22 protein-coding genes and 1 tRNA gene are annotated in these 25753 nt (G+C 41.2%); 10 read left to right on the forward strand and 13 right to left on the reverse strand.

Going from position 1 to position 25753, the window contains the following annotated elements; translation table 11 throughout:
- Nucleotides 1-1182 precede the first annotated feature (1182 nt).
- The 5 genes from CZ367_RS01500 to clpP all read right to left on the reverse strand — a co-directional run bounded on the left by CZ367_RS01500 (nt 1183) and on the right by clpP (nt 6133).
- Nucleotides 1183-1255, reverse strand: a tRNA-Pro gene (locus tag CZ367_RS01500).
- 18 nt (nt 1256-1273) lie between these two features.
- A complete protein-coding gene (locus tag CZ367_RS01505) occupies nt 1274-1843 on the reverse strand; it encodes an isochorismatase family protein (protein ID WP_077195406.1) in 570 nt (189 codons plus the stop codon).
- A gap of 95 nt (nt 1844-1938) precedes the next feature.
- Complete coding sequence (gene recQ, locus CZ367_RS01510) at nt 1939-4122, reverse strand: DNA helicase RecQ (RefSeq protein ID WP_077195407.1); 2184 nt, start codon at nt 4120-4122, stop codon at nt 1939-1941.
- A gap of 96 nt (nt 4123-4218) precedes the next feature.
- Entirely contained in the window at nt 4219-5463 is a 1245-nt protein-coding gene (gene clpX / locus CZ367_RS01515) for an ATP-dependent Clp protease ATP-binding subunit ClpX (protein WP_077195408.1), read from the reverse strand.
- 4 nt (nt 5464-5467) lie between these two features.
- Nucleotides 5468-6133: an ATP-dependent Clp endopeptidase proteolytic subunit ClpP gene (clpP, locus tag CZ367_RS01520; RefSeq protein ID WP_077195409.1), complete on the reverse strand. Its 666-nt coding sequence runs from the start codon at nt 6131-6133 to the stop codon at nt 5468-5470.
- 958 nt (nt 6134-7091) lie between these two features.
- On the opposite strand from clpP, the gene CZ367_RS01525 reads away from it, so the two are divergent.
- Nucleotides 7092-8183 (forward strand): mannose-1-phosphate guanylyltransferase, encoded by a 1092-nt coding sequence (locus tag CZ367_RS01525; protein ID WP_077195410.1) that lies wholly within the window; start codon nt 7092-7094, stop codon nt 8181-8183.
- Between the two features lie 125 nt (nt 8184-8308).
- On the opposite strand, the gene CZ367_RS01530 is transcribed toward CZ367_RS01525, so the two are convergent.
- From CZ367_RS01530 to nadB, 5 genes are all read right to left on the reverse strand, one after another.
- Nucleotides 8309-8707: an HIT family protein gene (locus CZ367_RS01530; protein ID WP_077195411.1), complete on the reverse strand. Its 399-nt coding sequence runs from the start codon at nt 8705-8707 to the stop codon at nt 8309-8311.
- Nucleotides 8708-8728: 21 nt separating this feature from the next.
- A complete protein-coding gene (gene greA, locus CZ367_RS01535) occupies nt 8729-9199 on the reverse strand; it encodes a transcription elongation factor GreA (protein WP_077195412.1) in 471 nt (156 codons plus the stop codon).
- A 445-nt stretch (nt 9200-9644) separates the two neighbouring features.
- Nucleotides 9645-10517 carry a carboxylating nicotinate-nucleotide diphosphorylase gene (gene nadC / locus CZ367_RS01540; protein WP_077195413.1) on the reverse strand — a complete coding sequence of 291 codons (873 nt, stop codon included), beginning with the start codon at nt 10515-10517 and terminating at the stop codon, nt 9645-9647.
- 13 nt (nt 10518-10530) lie between these two features.
- Nucleotides 10531-11526: a quinolinate synthase NadA gene (gene nadA, locus CZ367_RS01545; protein WP_077195414.1), complete on the reverse strand. Its 996-nt coding sequence runs from the start codon at nt 11524-11526 to the stop codon at nt 10531-10533.
- A 5-nt stretch (nt 11527-11531) separates the two neighbouring features.
- On the reverse strand, nt 11532-13121 hold the full coding sequence (gene nadB / locus CZ367_RS01550) for an L-aspartate oxidase (protein ID WP_077195415.1): 1590 nt from the start codon (nt 13119-13121) through the stop codon (nt 11532-11534).
- A gap of 766 nt (nt 13122-13887) precedes the next feature.
- Between nadB and CZ367_RS01555 the strand changes: the two genes are divergently transcribed.
- The 8 genes from CZ367_RS01555 to CZ367_RS01590 all read left to right on the forward strand — a co-directional run bounded on the left by CZ367_RS01555 (nt 13888) and on the right by CZ367_RS01590 (nt 21717).
- Complete coding sequence (locus CZ367_RS01555; RefSeq protein ID WP_077195416.1) at nt 13888-15327, forward strand: C69 family dipeptidase; 1440 nt, start codon at nt 13888-13890, stop codon at nt 15325-15327.
- A 412-nt stretch (nt 15328-15739) separates the two neighbouring features.
- Complete coding sequence (locus CZ367_RS01560; RefSeq protein WP_077195417.1) at nt 15740-16261, forward strand: YceD family protein; 522 nt, start codon at nt 15740-15742, stop codon at nt 16259-16261.
- Nucleotides 16262-16283: 22 nt separating this feature from the next.
- Nucleotides 16284-16469, forward strand: a complete 186-nt coding sequence (rpmF, locus tag CZ367_RS01565) for a 50S ribosomal protein L32 (RefSeq protein ID WP_077195418.1) — start codon at nt 16284-16286, stop codon at nt 16467-16469.
- The gene (locus CZ367_RS01570) at nt 16469-17488 is read left to right on the forward strand and encodes a beta-ketoacyl-ACP synthase III (RefSeq protein ID WP_077195419.1); all 1020 of its coding nucleotides are present in this window, start codon (nt 16469-16471) and stop codon (nt 17486-17488) included. The genes rpmF and CZ367_RS01570 overlap by 1 nt, the downstream gene beginning before the upstream one ends.
- Before the next feature lie 87 nt (nt 17489-17575).
- Complete coding sequence (gene era / locus CZ367_RS01575) at nt 17576-18457, forward strand: GTPase Era (RefSeq protein ID WP_077195420.1); 882 nt, start codon at nt 17576-17578, stop codon at nt 18455-18457.
- A gap of 334 nt (nt 18458-18791) precedes the next feature.
- Entirely contained in the window at nt 18792-20105 is a 1314-nt protein-coding gene (gene der, locus CZ367_RS01580; protein WP_077195421.1) for a ribosome biogenesis GTPase Der, read from the forward strand.
- A gap of 10 nt (nt 20106-20115) precedes the next feature.
- Nucleotides 20116-20514, forward strand: coding sequence for a hypothetical protein (locus CZ367_RS01585; RefSeq protein WP_077195422.1), 399 nt, complete (start codon nt 20116-20118; stop codon nt 20512-20514).
- A gap of 156 nt (nt 20515-20670) precedes the next feature.
- Entirely contained in the window at nt 20671-21717 is a 1047-nt protein-coding gene (locus tag CZ367_RS01590) for an acyltransferase family protein (protein ID WP_077195423.1), read from the forward strand.
- A 72-nt stretch (nt 21718-21789) separates the two neighbouring features.
- Here the strand turns inward: CZ367_RS01590 and CZ367_RS01595 are convergent, their stop codons facing one another.
- The 3 genes from CZ367_RS01595 to CZ367_RS01605 are packed head-to-tail and all read right to left on the reverse strand — an operon-like array spanning nt 21790 to nt 24358.
- Entirely contained in the window at nt 21790-22830 is a 1041-nt protein-coding gene (locus tag CZ367_RS01595) for an acyltransferase family protein (RefSeq protein WP_077195424.1), read from the reverse strand.
- Nucleotides 22830-23603: an ABC transporter ATP-binding protein gene (locus CZ367_RS01600; RefSeq protein WP_077195425.1), complete on the reverse strand. Its 774-nt coding sequence runs from the start codon at nt 23601-23603 to the stop codon at nt 22830-22832. The genes CZ367_RS01595 and CZ367_RS01600 overlap by 1 nt, the downstream gene beginning before the upstream one ends.
- Before the next feature lie 8 nt (nt 23604-23611).
- Nucleotides 23612-24358: an MlaE family ABC transporter permease gene (locus CZ367_RS01605; protein WP_077195426.1), complete on the reverse strand. Its 747-nt coding sequence runs from the start codon at nt 24356-24358 to the stop codon at nt 23612-23614.
- Nucleotides 24359-24747: 389 nt separating this feature from the next.
- Between CZ367_RS01605 and lptB the strand changes: the two genes are divergently transcribed.
- Nucleotides 24748-25590: an LPS export ABC transporter ATP-binding protein gene (lptB, locus tag CZ367_RS01610; protein WP_077195427.1), complete on the forward strand. Its 843-nt coding sequence runs from the start codon at nt 24748-24750 to the stop codon at nt 25588-25590.
- Nucleotides 25591-25753: the final 163 nt, after the last annotated feature.

Below are 25753 nucleotides of genomic sequence, written 5' to 3' on the forward strand. Positions count from 1 at the left end.
CATTTGATTTTTGTTAACAATTATAAATAGTATGTTAATACTTTATCTTGATGAGTTGATGAAATTGTGTGGGCAAATATAGGAAAATGTTTTTGAAAATCCTAAAAGATATGCCAAATAATTTGAAATAAATTGTAGAACTTGTTGATTTTCCGTAGTCTGATAAGCGAAAGGAGATTTTTGTAATGTCTATTTTTTATTTTTTATGGTCTTAAAGTATAGTTTACTTTTTTTTAATAATAACATATTTTTTACCTTTTATGCCTTATTTTCTTATATTTATGCTTTATCTTTGGTTTGGACAGCTTCAGCTTACGCTAATCACTATTTCTATAGGCTGGTTCTATAAATTAGCTTTGTTAGATTTTGAGCTTACATTTTGAACCAAAAACGGAGCAAGCCGAATGCAATCAAACTTGTTTGAATTGTTGAGGCGCAACCTATTTTATATAAAAAGAAGCCAAAAGATAACAAAACGTATTTCATAAAAATTTAATGACTATATGCGGTGGTAATTTATAGAACCAACCTATATAATAAGGTGTAAACGAAATGCCTAAAGCGGATAGGGATATAAGGGGCAGTGGGGAAGAATAGAACAATGCGAAGTGAGTGATAAAGTGTTCTGATGGGCTCTTTTAATGTGTTGATTTACAGGTATTTATATTTGTGTTGTGAAACATATATGTTTGGGAAGGTAAAACATATATGTCTTAGCCTCCCAAAGTTCAACTTTGACACTGCCAAACATATATGTTTGGTGTAGTCAAGGTTTAAGTCTTGTTTTTCGATATGTGGATAGTGGAAGAATAGAACATATTGTTATGATACGAAAAAAGCAGATAAGCTCTCGCTCATCTGCTCATTACTAAAAACAATACTTCTGTCTATATAAACTTACCTAAAGCTTTTTTGTAATTAGCCTTAATACTATATTTCTTGCCAATTGCATCATAGTAATCCAACCTTTCGGTGTTTTTTATGTAGCTAAATTAATCATCTATTCTTAAATGTGCAAGTTTTTCTATTCTTTTTTGAAGAAATAGTCTTTTTTCTTTTATTCTTATGTTTTTTCGCCTTGTTTGTGTATTTGTATTCATTCGAACTATTTGTTAAGATGGGTTTAACGGTTGAATACAAAAAAGCAGACCATAACACAATATATGCTTATGGTCTGCTTTGTCGGGATGAGACGATTCGAACGCCCGACCCCTACGTCCCGAACGTAGTGCGCTACCAACTGCGCTACATCCCGTTATAGTTTTCTGTGCGTTTACTCGTAAGTTATCTCCTCGTTTTCAAGATATTGGCGCAATTGTGTACCATCATCGAGCGATGGAGCATAGGCGGTGAGCACTTTAAACATCTTTTTGTCGTATTTCGAAATTAAGTCTTTGAGGGTATTGAGCACACAGATGTCGCCTGCTAAGCCACAGAGATGAATTTCGTTGATGCTGTTCTCGGTTATGATATTATGGAGTAGGGCTGCTGACTGTTCGTTAGCGAGGATTGAGTATTCCTCTTTCGTTGCATCGTTTCCCTTTCTTAGTACAGTGAATGGTGCTGTGTTGGTGTTGCAAGCCACGAGTAGAAGAGGGTGAAGGGCTGCGCCAATAGCGTTTTGCACACAATGGGTTGGCCATATTCCGCCATTGTCTTTGAACGAAAGATGGTTGTAAGGGTGCCAATCGGTTGTGGCTACTATCTGTTGATAGGTGTTTTGATGGTTTGCCACATAGTCGGCTAAGGCTGTCATTGCTTCTTCTGCATTGGGTACAGGCAATGTGCCGCTGATGAAGTCTACCTGTGGGTCGATGATGAGTAAGAGCTTTCTTGTCTCCATATCTTGGTTGTCTATATTATATAAGGTGTGTTTTTGAAAAACACACATACACATTGGCTGACGTGTATGTCTATTCTTGATCTTTTATGCTGCTATTAGTTGGCCATTTCGGATACAAATTTGATGCGAACAAGTCGAATTTCTTCTTCTGTATATTCATCCTCCAATTCGTCTAAAGCTGCATCTATGCTGTCGGTTTCGCTATTCATAAAGTAGTCGTAGATGTCGTCAATCTTGTCGTCATCGTACACATCTTCGAGGAAATAGTCGATGTTGAGCTTTGTTCCGCTGTACACTATTTCTTCAATCTTCGAGAGTAGGTCGCCAAAGTCTAAACCTTCTGCAGCCGCAATATCGTCTAATGGCAACTGACGGTCTATGCCTTGAATGATTTTCACCTTCTGCATAGACTTCTTGGCTACGGTTCTTACGCGCAATTCTTCGGGGCGTTCTATGTCCTTATCTTCACAATAACGCTTGATGAGTTTGCAAAATTCCTCGCCATAACGCTTCGCCTTGCCTGCTCCCACACCTTGTATGTTTTGCAATTCTTGCTCGTTGATGGGGTACATTGTAGCCATCTGCTCTAACGAAGGGTCTTGGAAGATAACCCACGCTGCAATGTTCTGCTTGTGTGCTATCTTCTTTCTAAGGTCTTTCAACATAGAGAAGAGCTCTGGGTCGAGTACCGACGATGTGCTCAACATCTCTTCGTCATCGTCTTCGGCTTTAAATTCGGTGTCCATAACAATCATAAAAGTTGATGGATTTTTGATGAATTTCTTGCCAGCAGCTGTGAGTTTGAGCAGTCCATAGTTCTCTACGTCCTTCTTTAGATAGCCGTCTAAGAGGGCTTGGCGTATGGTTGGGTTCCACAACTTTGGATTTTCGTCTTCGCCTGCACCAAACTCTTCCAGCTCATCGTGCTTGTGATCCTTTATGTCGTCTGTGCCTCTACCCTTTACAAAGTCGATCACATACTCTTGTTTGAACTTCTCGTTAAGAGCCTTTACCGCTTGTAGCACTATCAGAAGTTGATTGGTAGCCTCCACTTTGGTCTTTGGGTGGCGACAGTTGTCACACATTTCGCAATTCTCCTTTGGATATTCTTCGCCAAAATAATGCAACAAGAGCTTGCGACGGCAGACCGATGACTCGGCATAGACCTCAGTTTCTTGCAACAGCTGTCTACCTATGTCTTGTTCTGCTACCGACTTTCCTTCCATAAACTTTTCCAACTTCTGAAGGTCTTTCTTCGAGTAGAACACCAAGCAGATGCCTTCTTCGCCATCACGACCTGCACGCCCAGTTTCCTGATAATAACCTTCGAGGCTCTTGGGTATGTCGTAATGAATAACAAAGCGTACATCTGGCTTGTCGATACCCATACCGAAAGCGATTGTAGCTACAATGACGTCAATCTCTTCCATAAGGAAGTCGTCCTGTGTTTTCGATCTTGTCTCCGAGTCCAACCCAGCGTGATAGGCTGCGGCTTTAATTTCGTTGGCTCTTAGTACGGCTGCAAGCTCTTCTACCTTCTTTCTTGACAGACAATAGATAATGCCACTCTTGCCTTGATGGTGCTTTATGAACTTAATAATCTGCTTGTTGGTATCGTCTTCGTTCTTCTTTGGGCGTACTTCGTAGTAGAGATTAGGGCGGTTGAACGAACTTTTAAACTCTTTGCACGCCTCTATGCCCAAGCTCTTTATAATGTCTGTACGCACTTTGTCGGTTGCTGTGGCAGTCAAAGCTATGATTGGGGCTTTGCCAATTTGTTCTATCGCCTGTCTTATTTTACGGTATTCGGGTCGGAAGTCGTGTCCCCATTCCGAAATACAGTGTGCTTCGTCTATGGCATAGAAACTTACGTTGGCCGATTTGAAAAACTCTATGCTCTCTTCCTTGTTCAGTGACTCGGGAGCAACGTAGAGTAGCTTTGTCTTACCACATTGTATATCCTTTTTGACGTGGTCAATCTCAGTCTTTTTGAGCGATGAATTAAGGTAGTGGGCTACACCATCTTCCTCGCTAAGCCCATTGATAACGTCCACTTGGTTCTTCATCAATGCGATGAGCGGTGAAATTACGATAGCTGTTCCCTCCATTATGAGTGATGGAAGTTGGTAGCAAAGGCTTTTCCCTCCGCCCGTTGGCATAAGTACAAATGTGTCGTTACCATTCAAAAGATTCTTAATGATGGCTTCTTGTTCGCCTTTGAACTTGTCAAAGCCGAAATAATGTTTCAGTTTGTCTGTGAGATTAACCGTTTCTGTCATGTTAATAGTGCGTATATACAGTCTTTGTATAGTCTTTGCTTATTATCTATTGCCCTCCGTGGGTATGCCTGCGGAGGGCAACAGATGGGAATATATTTATGCCGTTTCTAACTTTTGTAGATGTGCTTTGTCCAATTGTTGGTGCACATAGTTGGCAGTTACTTCAAACTTCTTTTTCCTTGTTGAAGGCATATCGAACATTGTATCCATCATCACGGCTTCAACGATAGAACGCAAACCACGAGCACCGAGCTTGTATTCCACAGCCTTGTCCACAATACTGTCCAATGCTTCCTCTGTAAAGGTTAGCGCAATGCCGTCCATATCGAAAAGTTTGATGTATTGTTTGATGATAGAGTTTTTAGGTTCAACCAATATTCTTCGCAATGCAGCACGATCCAATGGGTTGAGATAGGTGAGCACTGGCAATCGGCCTATGATTTCAGGAATAAGACCAAATGAACGTAAATCCTGTGGAAGTACATATTTCATAAGGTCGCTCTTGTCGATTTTTGCCACATTCTGTACAGAGTTGTAGCCTACCACGTGGGTGTTGAGTCGCTGTGCTATCTTGCGTTCGATACCATCGAATGCACCACCGCAGATAAAAAGAATATTGCGTGTGTCTACGTGAATATAGTCTTGGTCGGGGTGCTTGCGACCTCCCTTTGGTGGAACATTGACGATAGTTCCCTCTAAAAGTTTGAGCAAACCTTGCTGAACGCCTTCTCCGCTCACATCACGTGTGATGCTTGGGTTGTCGCTCTTGCGTGCCACTTTGTCTATTTCGTCTATAAACACAATGCCACGTTCTGCCGCTTCAAGGTTGTAGTCAGCCACTTGAAGTAGTCGAGATAGAATACTCTCTACGTCTTCGCCCACATATCCAGCCTCGGTAAGTACCGTTGCATCGACAATGGTAAAGGGAACGTTGAGCATCTTTGCAATAGTGCGAGCCAAAAGCGTTTTGCCCGTACCTGTAGAGCCCACCATAATGATGTTGCTCTTCTCTATTTCCACGCCATCGTTGGTGTCTGCTTGTTGCAAACGCTTGTAATGGTTGTACACCGATACAGCGAGGAAGCGTTTGGCTTCGTCTTGTCCAATGATGTATTCATCGAGAAAGGCCTTAATCTCCGTAGGTTTTGGAACCGACTTCATATCAATATCCGCAACCTTCTTAGACTTCTTGCCCTTTGTCGAACCTAATACGCCCGACTCCATCACGATGTTATAAGCCTGTTGGGCACAATCTTCGCAGATGTACCCATTCAAGCCTGTGATAAGCAGACTCACTTCGTTTTCGTTTCTACCGCAGAAACTACATTTGTTTTGAGGCATTCTTTTACTGCTTACGTGTTAATACTTGGTCTATCATGCCGTACTCTTTTGCCTCTTCGGCTGTCATCCAGTAGTTACGGTCGCTATCGTTCCACACCTTTTCGTAGTCTTGGTGAGAGTGATTGCTAATGATAGTGTACAATTCTTTCTTGAATTTCATTATCTCTTTCGCTTCGATTTCGATGTCCGAAGCTTGGCCTTGCACACCTCCCAATGGCTGATGTATCATAACACGGCTGTGAGGGAGGGCCGAACGCTTGCCTTCCTGACCTGCTACAAGCAACACTGCACCCATCGATGCTGCCATACCTGTACAGATAGTAGCCACATCGCTTGAGATGAACTGCATTGTATCATAGATGCCCAAACCAGCTGTAACGCTTCCACCAGGCGAATTGATATAGATAGAAATATCCTTACCTGGGTCAACCGAGTCGAGATAGAGCAATTGTGCCTGCAATGTATTGGCTGTATAGTCGTCAATCTGTGTGCCAAGGAAGATGATGCGATCCATCATAAGGCGTGAGAATACGTCCATTTGGGTTACATTGAGTTGGCGTTCTTCCAAAATGTACGGGTTAAGGTATTGATTTTGTGCGCTCACTACATCGTCGAGCACCATACCATTGATACCTAAATGCTTGGTTGCAAATTTTCTAAAATCGTTCATTCTTTTCTTTTCTTAAAATAATTAGACAAATCTTGTAGCTGTTTCACTACCACTTTTATTGTCTTTAATAAAAATTGTATGCCATTCTTGAAATAAGCCCTACAATTGTATCGTAACACAAAGATATACAAAAAAAATGATAATTCACCTATAATATGCCAACTTTTTTATTCATATCGTGTGGGTTGATAGTTTTTTATTCTTATTTTTCCATTGCTTTTTTCAATGTTTCACCTATTTATATATAAAGGGGGCTGATGAGGTGGGGGGATATTGTGTTTTTTATCAATGTAGCTGTGGTTAGGCAAATTTCATTATTTGGTAATGGAACGTTTGGCAAGAGCGGCGCAACGTATAGCTACAAAAGAACGGAAGCGAATGTTTGACTGTGGAAAAATAGGACAATGCAAAGAAAAGAATATATCTTGGAAAATGGATTGGTAATCTGTTGATAGTCAAGCGGTTATTTTCCCGTTCTAAAACATATATGTTTTGCAGTGTGAAACATATATGTTTTACCCTCCCAAAGTTCAACTTTGACCACCTCAAACATATATGTTTTGCTCTCAATAGATTGATGTTTTGTTTTTCAGAGATGGAGTGGGGAAGAATAGAACAATATGTTCTTAGCGATACGCATAGATAGCTGGTGATGGAAAGCGTGAAATGTGGCATAAAAAAGTGTATGTGTTGTGAAAGAATTTGCAAAAAATTGTTACTTCTTTTATAAATGTTTGTTGGTCTAAAATTAAAATAATAACTTTACATAAGCTTAGCTGCACTTAGCAAGGTGTAGGGGCTCGATTTATCGAGTTCCGAATACTGAAAATTGTAGTGTGGAACGTAATAACTCACGCCCCTACATTTAAGGCGTGCGTTCGTTGGCATCATCATTGAATAAAACATATAGGCGGAAGGTATTAAACCCCGCTCTAAATCTATACTTAAAAACTCTATAATGACAAATACAGCAAACAACTATTGTGTGATATTGGCAGGAGGAAAGGGGAAACGTTTGTGGCCTGTAAGTCGTGAGGAATACCCTAAGCAGTTTTTAGACTTCTTTAGCGAGGGACACACGCAGTTGCAACAAACTTATGATAGGTTTTTGCAATTTATTCCTAAAGAGAATATTTTTGTTACTTCAAGCAAACAATATTTAGAATTGGTGCGTGAGCAGCTACCTGATGTGTGTGAGGATAACTTGCTTGTAGAACCTATCCATAGAAACACTGCCCCTTGTGTGGCTTGGGCGGCTTATCGCATTAGCAAAATTAACCCTAAAGCAAACATTATTGTTACCCCTTCCGACCAAAGCATTACAAAGATAGATGCTTTTGAGGAAGATATGCAGATAGGATTGCGCTTTGTGGCAAATCACGATGCACTTCTTACATTTGGTATTCAGCCTACACGCCCCGAACAAGCTTATGGATATATTCAGGAAGGCGATGTGTCGGACTATGAAAACATTCGTCAGGTGAGAGCATTCACGGAGAAACCCGACAGAACGTTTGCAGAGATGTTTGTAGAGAGTGGCGAATGGCTGTGGAATACAGGGCTTTATCTGTCTAATGTTGACTATTTGATACAGTCATCGTGCAATTTCTTGCCTGTGGTATTGCGCAATTTCGAACAAGATTTGACCGCATATAGCATAGCTGCGGAGAACGATTATGTGAAGCAAAACTATATTTCTTACCCCAATATGTCGATTGATTTTGGCATATTCGAGAAGTCGGAAAATGTGTATGTTATGAAAGGCAACTTTGGTTGGGCAGACCTTGGCACGTGGCACGGCATCTATGAGGCCAAAGCTCGTAGTGTAGACGATAATGTGATTATAGATTCTGAAGTCTTTATCGATAACGCTAAAAATAATATCGTAAAACTTCCAAAGGGCAAACTTGCTATTATTGAAGGACTTGAAGGTTTTATTGTGGCTGAAAACGATGGGGTTTTAGTAATTTGTAAGAAAGATAATTCGTCGTCAACCATTCGCAAGTACGTGAACGAGGTGCAACTAAAGTATGGCATTGATAAGGTGTAATGCCTTTCAATAGTAGGGATATAAAAAGATGAAGCGAAAGTTCTCGGTGTGAGACTTTCGCTTCGGTGTTCAATAAAATAATACAGATGAAAAGAAAACTCCTCACTTGTATGCGTTAGGATGTATTATCCAAGTTTTTGGAAGGTTGCTAAGATGCGTGCTGCTATCTCCTTTTGTTCTTCTGGAGCTACTTCAATATGTTTTCTGAAGTTAACATCAGCCTCGCTATTCATCGGAATAAGATGAATATGAGCGTGAGGTACTTCAAGTCCGAGTACTATTTGTGCCACCTTTTTGCAAGGAAATTCGCTCTTAATAGCTTGTGCCACTTTCTTTGCAAACAGTTGGAACTCGGCTAAATCCTCATCTTCCATATCGAAAATATAGTCTACTTCCTTTCTTGGGATAACGAGTGTGTGCGCCTTACCTACAGGGTTGATGTCTAAGAATGCGTAAAACTTGTCGTTTTCGGCACACTTATAGCTTGGTATTTCTCCAGCTGCAATCTTCGAAAATATTGTCATAGCCTTGGTTCTCCTTATCTTTTATAGGTCGATAGTTATCTTATCAACTCTTAATTTAATCTTTCCACGAGGTATTTCAATCTCAACTACATCGCCCACCTTTTTGTTCAACAAACCTTGTGCAATAGGCGTTTTGATAGAAATCTTTCCTTGTTTAAGGTTTGCTTCTGTCTCGCTGACGATGGTATATTTCATTTTTGTGTTATTGCTCACATTGGTCATTTCCACTGTCGACATAATCTGCACAGCCTCATCACTCAATCGTGACAAGTCTACAATTTTAGCTTGAGCAATGGTAAGCTTCATTTCGCTTATCTTTGCTTCCAAGTGTGCCTGCGCTTCTTTTGCAGCATCATACTCTGAGTTTTCGCTCAAGTCGCCCTTATCTGCAGCCTCTGCAATAGCTGCTGAAGCCTTTGGACGTTCTACTGACTCTAAATGTTGTAGTTCAGCCACGAGCTTGTCGTAGCCCTCTTGTGACATATAAGACATAATTGTTCTGTATTTATTGTTTTTAAGTTTTCGAATGAGATATAAAAAGATAGAATTCTAACATCATCGTGTCAGAATTCCATTCCCTTTTTCTTTATCTATATTTATTGCAAAGGTATTGCCAACGAAGGCAAATCCTAATATGTAGGGGCTCGATTTATTCGAAGCTCATCAGTACGTTCTCGAGTTCCAAATATCTATCTTTCAGTATGAGGAACTCGATAAATCGAGCCCCTACACGTGCAAATGTATTGCTATATCTTATGCAAAGGTAGCCCTTATTTCCGAACTACCCAACTTCTTGGGGTTAAAAATGGTTATTCACATTTTATTGCAATGCTTTCTGCTTGTTATTGCTATGCGTATTACTTGTTATTGCTATATGTTCTGTTTGTTATTGCTATGTGTATTGCTTGTGTTTAACCCATTGCAAACATGTGAGATATTATATTTTCAACTTGTCACTACCAGCTGCTTTGAAGCTCATATCCAATCCTTTTGCGCTGTGCGTGAGTGCTCCGAAAGAGATGAAGTCGACCCCTGCCTTTGCGTAGGGCAACATTGTATCGAATGTAATGCCACCGCTCGACTCTGTTTCGCAACGTCCTGCAACTATTTTTACAGCCTTTGCCGTGTCTTCGGGTGTGAAATTGTCGAACATAATGCGGTCGCAACCCTCTTGTAAAGCCTCGTCCAACTCCTTAAAATTGCGTACCTCACACTCTATCTTTAAGTCTTTTCCGTTGTCTTTGCAATACTTTTTAGCCCTTGAAATAGCATTGTGTATGCCTCCACAGAAGTCTATGTGGTTGTCTTTGAGCAGTATCATATCAAACAAACCTATACGATGGTTCATTCCACCACCTATCTTTACCGCTTCTTTTTCCAACATTCTCATTCCAGGGGTGGTTTTGCGAGTGTCCAAAATGCGGGTCTTTGTGCCTGCATCGATAAGTGTTTGTTGGTATTTATGTGCCATTGTGGCAATTCCACTCATTCGCTGCAACACGTTAAGCATCAGTCTTTCGGTTTGCAACAAGCTCTGTTCTCTACCCTTTACACTCATTACGATGTCGCCAGGTCGCACCTTATCACCATCTTTCACGTAAGTTTCTACCTCCAACTCAGGGTCGAAGCGGTGGAATATCTCCTTGGCAATCTCTACACCAGCAAAGATTCCTTCTTCTTTAATGAGCAGTTTGCTTTCGCCCATTGCATCTTTTGGAATACAACAGAGCGTTGTATGGTCGCCATCGCCTATATCTTCGCTGAATGCGAGGTCGATGAGTTTGCTATTTAATTCGTTTACTGAAATCATTGTTCTTTCAATTTTACAATCCCATTTGTTTTGATATTTCCAGCATTCTATTGATTGGACGAACAGCTTTCTTTGCTATTTCTTCGTCCACCTCTATAGTTGGGAACTCGTATTTTAAGCAGTTGTACACCTTTTCGAGCGTGATTAGCTTCATATACTCACACTCATTGCACCCACATTTGCCCTCTTCGGGAGCAGGAATGAAGGTCTTTTGCGGCGCACCTTTCTCCATTTCGTAAAGAATACCACTCTCTGTTGCGACAATAAACTCGTGTGCTTCGTCGTCAAGGCAAAACTTTAAGAGCGCAGCCGTGCTACCTACTTTGTCTGCAATGCTCAACACTTCGTCTTTACACTCTGGGTGAGCCAATACTTTAGCATTAGGGTGTTCGGCTTTGAGCTTGAGGATACCCGATACCGAGAAGCGAGAATGAACGTGGCAAGCTCCGTCCCAAAGAATCATATTTCTGCCCGTAATCTTGTTGATATATCCTCCGAGGTTTTTATCAGGTCCAAATATCATTGGCGTATCTTGAGGGAACGAACCCACAATCAGCTTCGCATTGCTGCTTGTTACCACAACATCGGTTACAGCCTTTGTAGCCGCAGAGGTGTTGACATAGCTTATGACCGTATGACCTGGGTGCGCTTTGACAAACTCGGCAAACTTATCAGCAGGACAACTTTCTGCCAACGAGCACGAAGCATTGGTGTCAGGGATAAGAATAGTTTTTTCGGGACAAAGTATTTTATTGGTTTCGCCCATAAAATGCACCCCACACATCACGATGATGTCTGCATCTGTCTGCGCTGCTTTTTGTGCCAATGCGAGACTATCGCCCACGAAATCAGCCACGTCTTGTACGTCGCCAACGGTGTAATAATGTGCCATAAGGACAGCATTCTTTTCTTTACACATTCTTCTGATTTCGGTTTTCAGGTCTATGTTTTTGTCCACAGGTTGATCAATATATCCCTGTTCTTTCCATTTTTTGTCAATCGTTTCCATAATGTTTATTTACGTTCGTTAGCGTGTTTTATATAGTCTACGGTGTAATGAAGGCCTCTACTCTCTTTGCGCTCTATGGCTTGTCGAGTGATAAGATACCCCACGTTTATCATATTTCTAAGTTCGCAGATGTTGCGTGTAGCTTTCACACTCTTAAAGAGCTGTTCTGTTTCCTCGTAAAGCAAGTCGAGTCTGCTCCACGCACGTCGCAATCGGAGGTTGCTGCGTACAATTCCTACATAGTTGCTCATCACCTCGCCCACCTCTTTTGCACTGTGTGTGATAAGCACTTTTTCCTCGTTGGTCATTGTACCCTCGTCGTTCCATTCGGGCAAAGTTCGGTTAATGGCATATTGGTCTATCATCTCCAAGGAATGTTGTGCAGCCGCTTTGGCATACACTACAGCCTCGATAAGCGAATTGCTTGCCAATCGGTTGCCACCGTGAAGCCCAGTACAAGCACATTCGCCCACAGCGTAAAGCCTATGAATAGAACTCTCTCCGTGTAAATCCACCTTAATCCCACCACACATATAATGCGCACTCGGACACACGGGGATAAAGTCTTTGGTGATGTCGATACCTATTTGTTTGCATTTCTCATAAATGTTAGGGAAATGGCGTTTGGTTTCTGCGGCATCTTTATGCGTTACATCGAGGCAAACGTGCGAAAGACCGTTGATCTTCATTTCGTGGTCGATGGCACGAGCCACAATGTCGCGAGGGGCAAGCGACAAACGTTCGTCATACTTGTGCATAAACGCTTCGCCTGTAGGAAGACGTAAGATGCCCCCATACCCACGCATAGCCTCTGTGATAAGGAAAGCAGGGTGGGTTTCGGCAGGATTGTAAAGCACTGTAGGGTGAAACTGTACAAACTCCATATTCTCAACCGTACCTTTGGCACGATACACCATTGCGATGCCATCGCCTGTGGCTATGTTGGGATTAGATGTAGTAGCGTAAACCGCCCCTGTACCTCCTGTTGCCATCAGTGTAACCTTGCTGAGAAACGTGTCCACCTTTTGGGTACGAGGATTGAGTACGTATGCCCCATAACATTCTATGTCTGCCGTGCGTCGAGTTACCTGCATACCAAGGTGATGTTGGGTGATAATCTCTACTGCGAAATGATTTTCGAGTACAGTAATATTAGCGTGATGGCTTACGGCTTCAATCAAAGCACGTTGAATTTCGGCACCCGTATCGTCAGCGTGATGCAAGATGCGAAACTCGCTATGCCCTCCTTCACGATGCAAGTCGTACACACCATTGCCATTCTTTTGAAAGTTTACCCCCCAATCTACCAAGTCTTTGATAGCTTCGGGCGCATTTTCTACCACAAATCTCACCACATCAGGGTCGGAGATGTAGTCGCCAGCAACAATAGTATCTTTGATATGCTTGTCAAAAGTATCTTTCTCAAAGTTAGTAACAGCAGCTATACCCCCTTGCGCCTTAGCCGTATTGGCTTCGTCGAGCGTGGTTTTGCATATCAGTGCTACTTTTCCTTTCCCGCTATTGGCTACCTTGAGTGCGTACGCCATACCTGCCACGCCAGCTCCAATAACAAGGAAGTCATATTCATAAATCATAATATGAGTTTATTAGGTTGGTGCAAAATTAATAAAAAAAGAATAAACTGCCATATTTTCAGCTATTTATTATTTGATGGAGATTGAATTTTGAGTAGGAATGAAGCTTATAAAATGTAAAAGATAGACGATAGGATGAGGTAATGTGAAAGATATTAACACTTGTTTACGATTGATGCTTGAAATGTTAAAACACAGACGAATTAAGGCGATTAAAATGAACGAACGAGAAGTTGATGGCGTATGAATGATATATGAGAGGGTAAATGTAAGTATTTGATATATAACGTTTTAGTTCGTATGCCTGCTTGTTTGCTCCGTCTTTTAATAATGTTTTTGAGGTGTTTTGGAACGTTTTACGTATTAAATCGTGCAATTTTTACCCATCTTAGACCTAAAAACACGTTGTCAAAGTTGAACTTTAGCACCCTCAAAGTTGAACTTTGACCCTCTAAAACATATATGTTTGACAATTCCAAAGTTGAACTTTGGCACGAATACCCCTTGTTTCCCACTTTTTTAGACTTCTATTTGTAGATTTCAAATGTTAAAATGCTACTTCTGAAACATTTTTAAGTGAAACCGCTAAAATAGATTTCTGTACCCTACACCTCCCCCGATATGCTGTTGTGCGATGAATAGAAATGTGTGAAAAGACTACCTAAAAATAGGTAATTTGTATATTAATATTCGTTTTTTCATCTTCTTTCTCAGATATTATCCTTATATTTGCGAGAAGAAATATTTAATAACAAAATCTAAAGATATGAAGAAAAATAAAGCAATAGTAAGCAATCTCCCATCAGAGTGTACAACAATAATTGTTGGTCAGGATATGACAGCCGACGGCTCAATGCTCGTGGCACGCTCTGAAGACTGGGACGCTATGGAAGCAAAGAACTACGAAATTTACGAAGACACAAAGAACGGAGCTACCGAATATGTAGCCAAAGACAGCCCATTCCGCTGCGAACTGCCTGCTGAGGCTCTTGGTTATAGCGCATTAGCTCCATACTGTCTGCCTAACCATTGGGGTAGTGCAGGCTTCAACACTGCTGGTGTGGGTATGAGTGCTACGGAAAGCATTTTCAGCAATGATGCCGTGTTGACCTTCGACCCATTGGTAGAGACGGGTATTGCCGAAAATGCTGTGTTCAATGTGGTGTTGCCTTACGTCAAAACCGCACGCGAAGGTGTAGAACGATTGGGTATGCTCATCGAAAAGCACGGTATAGCCGAAGGCTTTGGTATCGGTTTTGTGGACAATAAGGAAATATGGTATTTGGAAACAGCCTGCGGACATCGTTGGTTGGCTTGCAAGATGCCTAAAGACCAATACTTTGTAACGGGCAATCAGAGCCGCTTCCGTAAGTACAACCCATTGGATACAGAAAACTATATGGCATCTGCCGACCTCTTAGAGTTTGCAGAAAAGAACGGATTGTACGACCCTAAGAAGGGTGAGTTCGATTTCCACGAAGTGTATGCACGCGACATCAAGCTTGATACCACTTACAATTATCCACGTGTGTGGGGCTTGCAAGGAATGTTCTCGCCAAGCATCAAGAACGATGTAACCAAGAACACCTTCCCTGTGTATGCAAAGGCAGAACAACCTATAAGCATTACCGATATGCGCAAGGCTTTCCGCTTTCACTACGACAATACCGACCACGACCCATATTTGCACAGCAATCCTAAGGAAGTGTATCGCCCTGTATCTATTTTCCGTACCACGCAGACCCACATTCTTCAGGTTCGTCCCGAATTGCCACAAGCTATTGGCTGTGTCAACTATGTAGCTATGGGTATGGCAGACTTAGGACTCTTCCTCCCATTGTATCAAGGTATTACCTCTTATCCTGAAGCCTATACCAAGGGAACAAACGTGGCAAGTGTAGACTCGGCTTATTGGAAGTTCCGCAAGGTGATGACCCTCGGAATGGTAAACTACAACAAGTATGCACCTATTATTAAGGAGGCTTACCTCAAGTTTGAAGCTGAAACCGACCAGCGTCAGCGTGAAATGGAGGAAGAATATTTGCGCATATACAAGACACAACCCTTGCACGCAAAGGATATGTTGCAAGCATTCTCAGACAATATCCTGACCAAGGCATTAGAACTTGCTGACCGCTTGCAAGAACAGCTCTTTACCGAACTGACAAAGGATATTCAAGCAGAGTATCTGTTCCACGGCGCATAAGTTCTTAACTAAGTATTATATGTTATAGCCATCGAAGGAATGAAAGCCTTCGATGGTATTGTTATAAGGCTGGTTCTATAAATTACCACCGCATATCGTCATTAAACCCAAAACGGCCATTAGACCAGTCGGACTTGTCTGATACGTCCGACTGGTCTAACGTCCGATTTGGGTTAAAAAGGTTGAAAGAAGAGTGATTGGCAAGCAAAAGAAAAAATGAGAGAAATGCTGTCTTTATAAAAGATTATCGAGTTATGTATATATAAATAAGGTGTAATTGCAACCATTAGGATTGAGCAAAAGGATAGTAAAGAAATATTCTGAGAAAAAAATAACTCAATGCTAATGTGCTACTTTTTTTGATTTAATTTGCTTATAATCAGAAAAATATTAGTAACTTTGCACACCGATTATGGACTTGGATACCCTTAAAATAGATTTGAAGGGTCTGAAAGAAGGCTTAAATAGCTTTGAGTTCGACCTCGATGATGCTTACTTTAAGGCAGTTAACGCTCCTGAAGTGAGTTGTGGAAGTGTGCACGTGTCGTTGGATATAGTGCGCACTGAAAGCGATTATTTCACATTAGATTTCCACGAAGAAGGTACGGTAATCGTTCCGTGCGACCTCTGTTTGGAAGATATGGAGCAACCTTTTGAGACTTCACAACGTCTCGAAGCTAAGTTTGGAATTGAATACTCAGAGGAAGACGACCTTGTAACGGTGGCCGAGAACGAAGGAATACTCGATGTTACGTGGTTCGTTTACGAGTTTATAGTCCTCTCACTTCCTATCAAGCATGTGCATGCACCTGGAAAATGCAACCCTGCTATGATAAAAGCTCTTGAAGAGCACTCTGCTACCCGAATCAGTGAGGAAGATGAGCGTAAACCTATAGACCCCCGCTGGGAAGCTCTATTAAAATTAAAAAAATAAAATATTAAACGATTAAAAAATTATGGCACATCCTAAAAGAAGACAGTCAAAGACTCGTACACTCAAAAGAAGAACTCACGATAAGGCAGTAGCTCCTACATTGGCATTATGTCCTAACTGTGGTGCTTATCACGTGTACCACACAGTTTGCCCAACTTGTGGATATTACCGCGGTAAGATTGCTATCGTTAAGGAAACAGCCGAATAATGAACAAAATCAACGCAATCATCACAGGCGTCGCAGGGTATGTGCCCGACTATGTCCTCAATAATGAGGAATTGTCAAGAATGGTAGATACTAACGACGAATGGATAACTGCTCGTACTGGTATCAAAGAACGCCGCATCTTAACAGAAGAGGGCTTGGGTACCAGTTATATGGCTCGAAAGGCAGCAAAACTGCTCCTTGAGAAGACGGGCGTTGATCCTGATAGTGTTGATGCTGTTATTGTTGCAACCACAACCCCTGACTACGTTCACCCATCTACAGCGTCCATCGTTTTAGGTAAGTTGGGACTCAAGAATGCTTTTGCTTTTGATTTCTCAGCGGCGTGCTGTGGGTTTATGTATGCTTTTGATGTCGCAGCGAATATGATTCAAAGCGGTAGGCATAAGCGTATCATCGTGATTGGTGCTGACAAGATGTCTGCCATCACCGACTATAAAGACCGTGCTACGTGCGCCTTGTTTGGCGATGGAGCGGGTGCTGTAATGGTTGAAGGTACAGAAGAAGAGGGCATAGGACTGATGGACTCTTATCATCGCACTGATGGTAAAGGACTTCCATTCTTACATATCAAGGCTGGTGGTTCGGTTTGCCCATCTTCACAATTTACAGTTGACCATCGCTTACACTACACCTATCAAGAAGGACGTACTGTGTTCAAGTATGCAGTTACTGCAATGGCTGACGATTGTAAATTGGTAGCTGAAAAAAATAACCTCACCGCTGATGATATTGATTACGTTGTAAGCCATCAAGCAAATCTACGTATCATTGAAGCAGTTGCAAAACGTGTGGGCGTACCAATGGATAAGGTGCTTGTAAACATTCAGCGTTATGGTAATACCAGTGCTGCTTGTATGCCTTTAGTGCTCTGGGACTTCGAGTCAAAGCTCAAGAAAGGCGATACAATGATGTTTACTGCATTTGCAGCAGGTTTTGCTCACGGTGCTTTGTATTATAAGTGGGCATACGATGGAGCAACAGCAGCAACAAAGAAATAAGAACTCTAAGTATTTCAGATACTCAATACGCATCTTTCTTTAACCATAAAGATAGGTGCGTTTTTTAGGTTAAAAGCAAATAACAATATGCATAAAGCAGGATTTGTAAACATCGTAGGTAATCCCAATGTGGGCAAAAGCACATTGATGAACCAGCTTGTGGGCGAGAAAATAAGCATTGCCACATTCAAAGCGCAGACAACACGTCATCGCATTATGGGCATTGTCAATACGGAGGATATGCAGATAGTATTCTCTGATACCCCTGGAGTATTGAAGCCAAACTACAAAATGCAAGAGATGATGTTGCATTTCTCAGAGTCTGCACTTGCCGATGCTGATATTTTGCTCTATGTAACAGATGTTATTGAGAAGCCAGAAAAGAATATCGACTTCTTAGAAAAGGTAGCTAAGATGACTATTCCTGTTATCTTGCTTATCAACAAGATTGATGAAAGCAATCAAAAAACATTGGTTGAATTGGTTGAAAGATGGCATACTCTACTCCCAAAGGCAGAGATTTTGCCTATTTCGGCTACAAATAAGTTTGGCACAGATGCACTGATGAAGCGCATACAGGAACTTTTGCCTGAAAGCCCTGCATATTTTGACAAAGACCAATTGACAGATAAGCCTGCACGATTTTTTGTCACAGAGATAATACGTGAAAAGATTTTACGTTATTACGACAAGGAAGTGCCTTATTCGGTTGAGGTTGTAGTGGAACGTTTCAAAGAGGACGAAAAGCAAATACACATCAATGCAGTTATCTATGTAGAACGTGACAGTCAGAAAGGTATCATCATCGGGCATCAAGGACAAGCTTTAAAGAAAGTATCAACCGAGGCTCGCAAAAGCTTAGAGAAGTTCTTTGATAAGAAAATATTCCTTGAAACCTTTGTAAAGGTGGACAAAGATTGGCGCAACTCGCAAAAGGAATTGAGCAACTTTGGATATAACCCAGAGTAAAAACAAGTCGTTCAATACACTTAGCTTGACTTACAAGTTGACAATAGTTGTTCAGACGGATGTACAACTTAGTTTCTCAGCTTAAAGAATTATGCGTGTTGCATTTACGACTTGACTTCTAAACAAAGAGAATTACGTTAGGCGTATTTACAACTTTGTCTTGCAAGCTTAGTAATCATAAATAATCAATTGCCCTGATTAGAAGGAGGGCATACTCTCGCACGTGGCGAGGGCTGGAGACATTGGTCATCTTCGGCAAATATTCATTAAGGTGCGTGACCACACCTTAGACTCTCTTTACATCTTTATTCGAAGAGAGAAAAGACCGTTATAAATGGCAAATTTAGTAGCAATCGTAGGTCGCCCAAATGTGGGTAAATCTACACTTTTCAATCGTTTAACACAAAGTCGTCGTGCTATCGTTAGTGATACGGCAGGAACAACTCGCGACCGCCAATATGGTAAATGTTCGTGGAACGGCAGAGAGTTCTCTGTTGTCGATACAGGCGGTTGGGTAGTCAATTCTGACGATATTTTTGAAGACGCTATACGCCGTCAAGTGCTTGTAGCGACCGAAGAAGCCGACTTTGTACTTTTCCTTGTAGACAACGAAACAGGTATTACCGATTGGGACGAGGACGTGGCGCAAATTCTTAGACGCAGCAAATTGCCCGTTATCCTTGTAGCAAACAAAGTTGATAACAGCGGCGAATACTATCAGTCGGCAGAGTTTTACCGCCTTGGATTAGGAGAGCCTGTATGTATTAGTGCGCAGACAGGTAGCGGTACGGGCGACCTTTTGGACCTCCTTTTGGAACGTTTGCAAAATCTTCCTGACGAGGTTGTCGAAGACGAGATACCACGCTTTGCAGTAGTAGGTCGTCCTAATGCAGGCAAATCGAGCCTTATCAATGCGTTTATAGGCGAGGATCGCAACATCGTAACCGAAATTGCAGGTACAACACGTGATAGTATTTACACACGATACAACAAGTTTGGTTTCGATTTCTACCTTGTTGACACCGCTGGTATTCGTCGTAAGAATAAAGTAACTGAAGATTTGGAATTTTATTCTGTGATGCGTTCTATCCGAAGTATCGAAAATTCGGACGTGTGTATCCTAATGATTGATGCTACCCGTGGCATTGAAGCACAGGATATGAACATCTTTCAGCTTATTCAGCGCAATAACAAGAGTCTTGTGGTTGTAGTGAACAAGTGGGATTTGGTGCAAGATAAGGACCAAAAGGTTATCAAAACATTCGAGAACGCTATACGTCAGCGTATGGCACCATTCGTCGATTTCCCTATCATCTTTGCATCGGCTGTAACCAAGCAACGCATCTTTAAGATACTTGATGTAGCAGAAGAGGTGTATCGAAATCGTAAGATACACATTGGAACAACCAAACTAAACGAAGTATTGTTGCCAATTATTGAAGCTACACCACCACCATCGGTAAAAGGAAAGTATATTAAGATAAAGTATTGTTCACAGTTGCCTAACACACAGATACCTTCTTTCGTGTTCTATGCCAACCTGCCACAATACATTCGTGAACCTTATAGACGTTTCTTAGAGAACAAAATACGCGAACATTGGCATCTTACAGGTAGCCCAATACACGTGTTTATCCGTCAAAAGTAAGTAGAATACAATGCGTTACAAAGGACTTTTTCTTGCTATAGCGTTAGGCATTTTGGCTTCTTGTTCGAAAGAAAAGGAGATAGATCATAGTGCCATAGCTGCTAAGGCTGCACAACATTACTATGAGAATTTAGCTCACGGCAAGTTTGAGTTGTTTCTTGATGGTACGAATATGGCAAAAAAGCTTCCAACCTCTTATCGTCAGCAGCTGATAGCTAATCTTGAGCGTTTTACAGAACAACAGCAGAAGGCGCATAGTGGTATAAAATCTGTTTCAATAGCCAATGCCCAGTTCTTTGCAAAGGATAGTACAGCAAGCGTGTTTCTTATCTTACATTATGGCGACAGCAGTTCCGAACAAATTGTAGTTCAAATGTTGAAGCGCAAAGACTTGTGGATAATGCGTTAAGCAATTTATCTTTTTAGTAAAAAAAATATAGCTATTAATGATTAAGTCTCCAATCGAGGTTTTCGATTGGAGACTTTTTGTTTCTCAAAATGTTGTGTATCTACTGAAAATGCGGTAAATTTGTATGCTAAAACCCAAATAAAACAGAACATTATAATGGAAATCCAGCAGACTGAGCGCTATGCTATCGACCTTTTGCGTTGTGTATTGATGGTGTTTATCGTCACCATTCACACCAATTTGGTTGTAGATTTGCATTTAGACAATACATCTTACGGACAGGCATACGCTTACCTATCAGAGCTTTTATGGTTGTCCAATTCGCTTTTCTTTACCATCTCTGGCTATCTTTATTTTAAAGGTTCTACCTTCAATCTTGATACTTATATCGACAAAACGAAGCGTAGAATACGCTCATTAGTGCTACCTTATTTTCTTTGGAATACCATCATTTGGGGACTATATAGCGTAGGAGCGTGCTTTGTTCCTTCACTTTCTAACGATATTATCAAGCCCATTGGTAGTGCAAATCTCGTAGATGTATTTCACGTTTATTTTGCTACTTATGGCGAAGGGTTGGCGTCAATGCCTATTAATGGGCCATTTTGGTTTCTTCGCAATCTTATTTTCTTGTCGCTTCTTACCCCTCTTTTCTATCTGTTGTTTAGAGGGCATCGGTTCACATTCCTTGTTCTTCCCCTTGTGTGCTTTATTCCTATGCCGTCTGCTCCATTAGCCTCTATTATCTTTTTTGGCTTGGGTTGCTATGTTGGGATTTGGTCTGTTGATGTTATGAAATTAACGTCTAAGGTTCGTTATGCCCTTGTGACCTATTTGTTTACTCTTGCTTTGCCTTATTTGTTCACTATTCCTGAGCAATATGCTATGCTATTGGGCTGCTTTAAACATTGTGCTGCTTTTGTTATTGCATTGTGGCTTGCAGAACATTATCTTGCAGCAAAGCGTTACATCCCTAATACTTTGTTCCACAAATCACTATTTTTTATCTTTGCTTTTCACGGCTTTGTAGCTCGTTTTCTTACCAAGTCTTCAGCGTTATTGATAACGAAATACCCCGAAATACCCCCAGCTTTGCTCCATTTTGTGAACGTCGTTTTAAGTATTTTGGTTTGCATTTTACTTTATAAAACATTGCAGAAACTCTCGCCTAAACTCTGCAAAGTGCTTGGCTCACGTGCATAGTGGAATGGGGTTCACATGTAGCGTGGAAAAAGAAATATGTAATACAGCGAAACTTATAAACCAACGTTTATTTCACGATTGTTGAAATTTTGGGGCAAAAAACCTCCTCCAAATAGCCTTTCTTATGCTATCAATGGGGTACGTGATGAGGCATATAGCAAGCACTAACCCCACAATATAAGCAATGGAGGTAATACCTGATGAAGCGAAAAAAATACGTTTTACCGTTGGGAAAAAGTAATATTGGTACATCAAATTATTATCGTGGAGCAAGTAGACAGCAAAAGACAAGCCCCCAAGTATATTGATAAACTTGCTTTGCACGCTAACTTTTACAAATGTAAGCAAGAATAAAACGCTAAGTGCAATGGTAAATGGAGATGCATAACTTATGAGTTGACAAGCTTTGTCCAATTGCTTGTTAAGTGTAAACATGGTTACTCCGCCTGCAACTAATGCTACCAATGCGCCTAAAATAATAAGTGTATGCTTTGTTGTCAGCTTGTTATAACATTCTGGATAAAGCCGTAAATAGCGTGCCAATAGATAGATGCCAATAAAAGAAAGCGGCGAAGCACCATTGTCATAGAATGGTAGTTGAACTATCCAACCATAATAAAAACTAAGCAGATAAAAGCCTATCAGCGTATTGCGAAATGTTTTGCGGTCAACATTCTCAACAAAGATATTAAGAACAGGCGAAAGAAACATTAACACAAGATAAGCTGCTACAAACCAATAACCATCTAAAGCTACTAAATGAGCTGTGTAGCGAAAAGAAAAAATTACGGTAGGAATGCAAGCGAGCGTTACCCCGTATGTTAAAATGAGATAGAAAAACACTTGAAACCAAAGGCTTGCTAATTTCTTGAACGAAAAAAGGATGCCATACCAACCTGATATAAGAACAAAGATGTTGACACAACAGCAAGTGAAAGTTTTTACCAATGCATAGCTATATATCTGCCAGTCTGAGAACAACGTTACATCAGTAGCCTCTGAAGCCAAAGACAAAAAGTCGCAATGGTAAACCACCACCATAAGGGCAGCAATAAATCGCAATAACTCAAGGTTAGAATTGCGCATTAGTAGTTTGTCCTTTGTGGTCTGCATTATGCTTTCCTTTCCTCTTCCAATTCCACTTCTTTCACCTTTTTAAACAAGTCTGAAGCAAAGACAAGGTCGTTTAGCTTTTTGTTCTTTGCAGAAATTACCGTATCTTTCGTACCTTGCCATTCCTTCTTACCATCAGCAATAAAGATGATATTTTCACCTATGCCCATCACCGAGTTCATATCGTGGGTATTGATGATGGTTGTCATATTGTATTCGCGTGTAATTTCTGTTATCAGTTGGTCTATCACTAACGATGTTTTAGGGTCAAGACCAGAGTTTGGTTCGTCGCAAAACAAGTACTTAGGGTTCATCACTATGGCTCTTGCTATTGCCACTCGCTTCTGCATACCACCTGATATTTCACCAGGGAACTTTGCTTCTGCGCTCGTAAGATTTACACGGTCAAGACATTTTTGTGCCTGTTTGTCGCGCTCTTTGGCTGTCATATCCGAGAACATATCTAACGGAAAACGCACATTCTCAAATACTGTTTGCGAGTCGAACAATGCAGATCCTTGGAATATCATACCCATTTCACGGCGCATCAAGATTTTCTCACGCTTGGTCATTGTTACAATGTTGCGACCATCGTACAGCACTTCGCCCTTTGTAGGGTCAAGCAGTCCCACGAGGTTTTGCATCAATACCGTCTTTCCCGCACCACTCTGTCCGATGATAAGATTGGTTTTTCCGTCCTCAAACACCGTGTTGATGTCGTGAAGCACTTCCTTTTCGCCAAACGATTTATAGAGATGTTTTATTTCAATCATAATGTTTTTTAGCTGAGAAGTTGGGTTAAGAACACGTCACTGAAAAGGATTAGCACGCTGGAACTTACCACTGCATCGGTAGAAGCCTTACCAACGTTTACCGAACCTCCTTTTACAGTGTAGCCAAAGTAAGATGCCACGCTCGAAATGATGAACGCAAAGAACAAACTCTTCAATATGCTCATGTACATAAACCACGGATTGAACGAGTGCTGAATACCTGCTGTAAGGTCGGTAGGTGTAATAATGTGGGCAAAATATGCAGTGGCGTAAGCTCCTACCATACCCATTGCAGCTGAGAAAATAACGAGGAAGGGCATAATGGTTATCAGTCCTGCAATCTTGGGCAAGATAAGATAGCTGGCTGAGTTGATACCCATAATTTCTAAAGCATCAATTTGTTGGGTTACACGCATTGTTCCCAACTCGGAAGCAATGTTCGAACCCACCTTTCCCGACAAGATGAGACACATAATGCTGGACGAAAACTCGAGCAGCATAATCTCTCTTGTTACGTATCCCGACACCCAATGTGGCATCCAAGGGCTTTGCACGTTAAGTTTTATCTGAATACAAATCACTGCTCCGATGAAGAACGATATGAGCAAGACAATGCCAATAGAGTCGACACCCAACTGCGACATCTCTGTTACATAGCGTTTTAGAAACATTCTGAAACGTTCAGGACGGCTAAAGGTTCGACCCATAAGAAGCAAATACTTGCCAAAAGCTGTGAGCCATTTTGTTATAAGCATAATTGTTGTTTGTGAATACGAGTACAAAAGTAATTAAAATCAAATAAAATACTGCAATATATTCAAGAGTTTTAGCATATAACAAGGTTATTAGCGTTTATTTTACTACTTTTGCATCGGAAACTAAAGGTATGCTATGCTTTCTGTTTGGGCGGATAGGTTAAAAGTTTGGTCGGACAAGTCGGACGAGTCGGACGAGTCTGACAAAACTAAAGGACGGGTCTGACAAAACTAAAGGGCTGGTCTGACAAAACTAAAGGACGAGTCTGACAAAACTAAAGGACGAGTCTGATAAAACTAAAGGGTTGGTCTGACAAAGCTAAAGAAAGAAGCTTACTGCTTAAAGAGAGCGCAAAGCATAGTATTTCTTAAAACAAAACGCAACAAAAATGGCTGAAACAGATAATATTATAGTACGTCCAGAGGAAGAAAAAAGCAGCCTTCTGCGCACCGAAGGATTGGTAAAGCGATATGGCAAACGCACCGTGGCTAATGGTGTGAGCATCAATGTGCGACAAGGCGAAATCGTTGGACTATTAGGTCCGAATGGTGCAGGTAAAACCACATCGTTCTATATGACCACAGGGCTTGTTATCCCAAACGAAGGTCACGTTTATATAGACGATGAGGAGATAACCAATTACCCCGTGTACAAGCGTGCCAAAGCTGGCATTGGCTATCTTCCACAGGAAGCAAGCGTGTTCCGCAAAATGAGTGTGGAAGACAATATTATGAGCGTACTCGAAATGACAAAACTCACTAAGGAGCAGCGACTTGAAAAGATGGAAGGCCTCATTCGAGAGTTTAGATTGGAAAAGGTACGCAAGAACCTTGGCGACCGCCTGTCGGGAGGTGAGCGACGTCGTTGCGAGATAGCGCGTTGTTTGGCTATCGACCCCAAATTTATTATGCTTGATGAGCCTTTTGCAGGTGTCGACCCTATTGCTGTGGAAGATATTCAGCACATTGTGTGGCGTTTGAAGTTCCGCAACATTGGTATTCTCATCACCGACCATAATGTACACGAAACTCTCAACATTACCGACCGTGCCTACCTGCTCTTTGAAGGGCGCATACTTTTTAAGGGTACGCCTGAAGAATTGGCACAAAACAAGGTGGTAAAAGAGAAGTATCTCGGTACCGACTTTGTGCTTCAGAAGAAAGACTTCCAATTGTTGGATGAGCGCAAACGTGCCAAGGAAGCAGAAGCAGAGCAAGAAATGCAACTTTAAAATAAGGTAGGGTATAGCGTTTTGATGGCTTTCGTAAATCATTGAACCATAGAAGAATAAATAGAATATAATTTGAATACGACAAGAGCGTGCATCACAAAAAGGGTGCACGCTCTTTTTGGTTTCTTCATATTTTAACAATAATTCCAATATTATTTGATAT

Origin of the sequence: Prevotella ihumii (genome assembly GCF_900155655.1) — a bacterium.
GTDB lineage: Bacteria > Bacteroidota > Bacteroidia > Bacteroidales > Bacteroidaceae > Prevotella > Prevotella ihumii.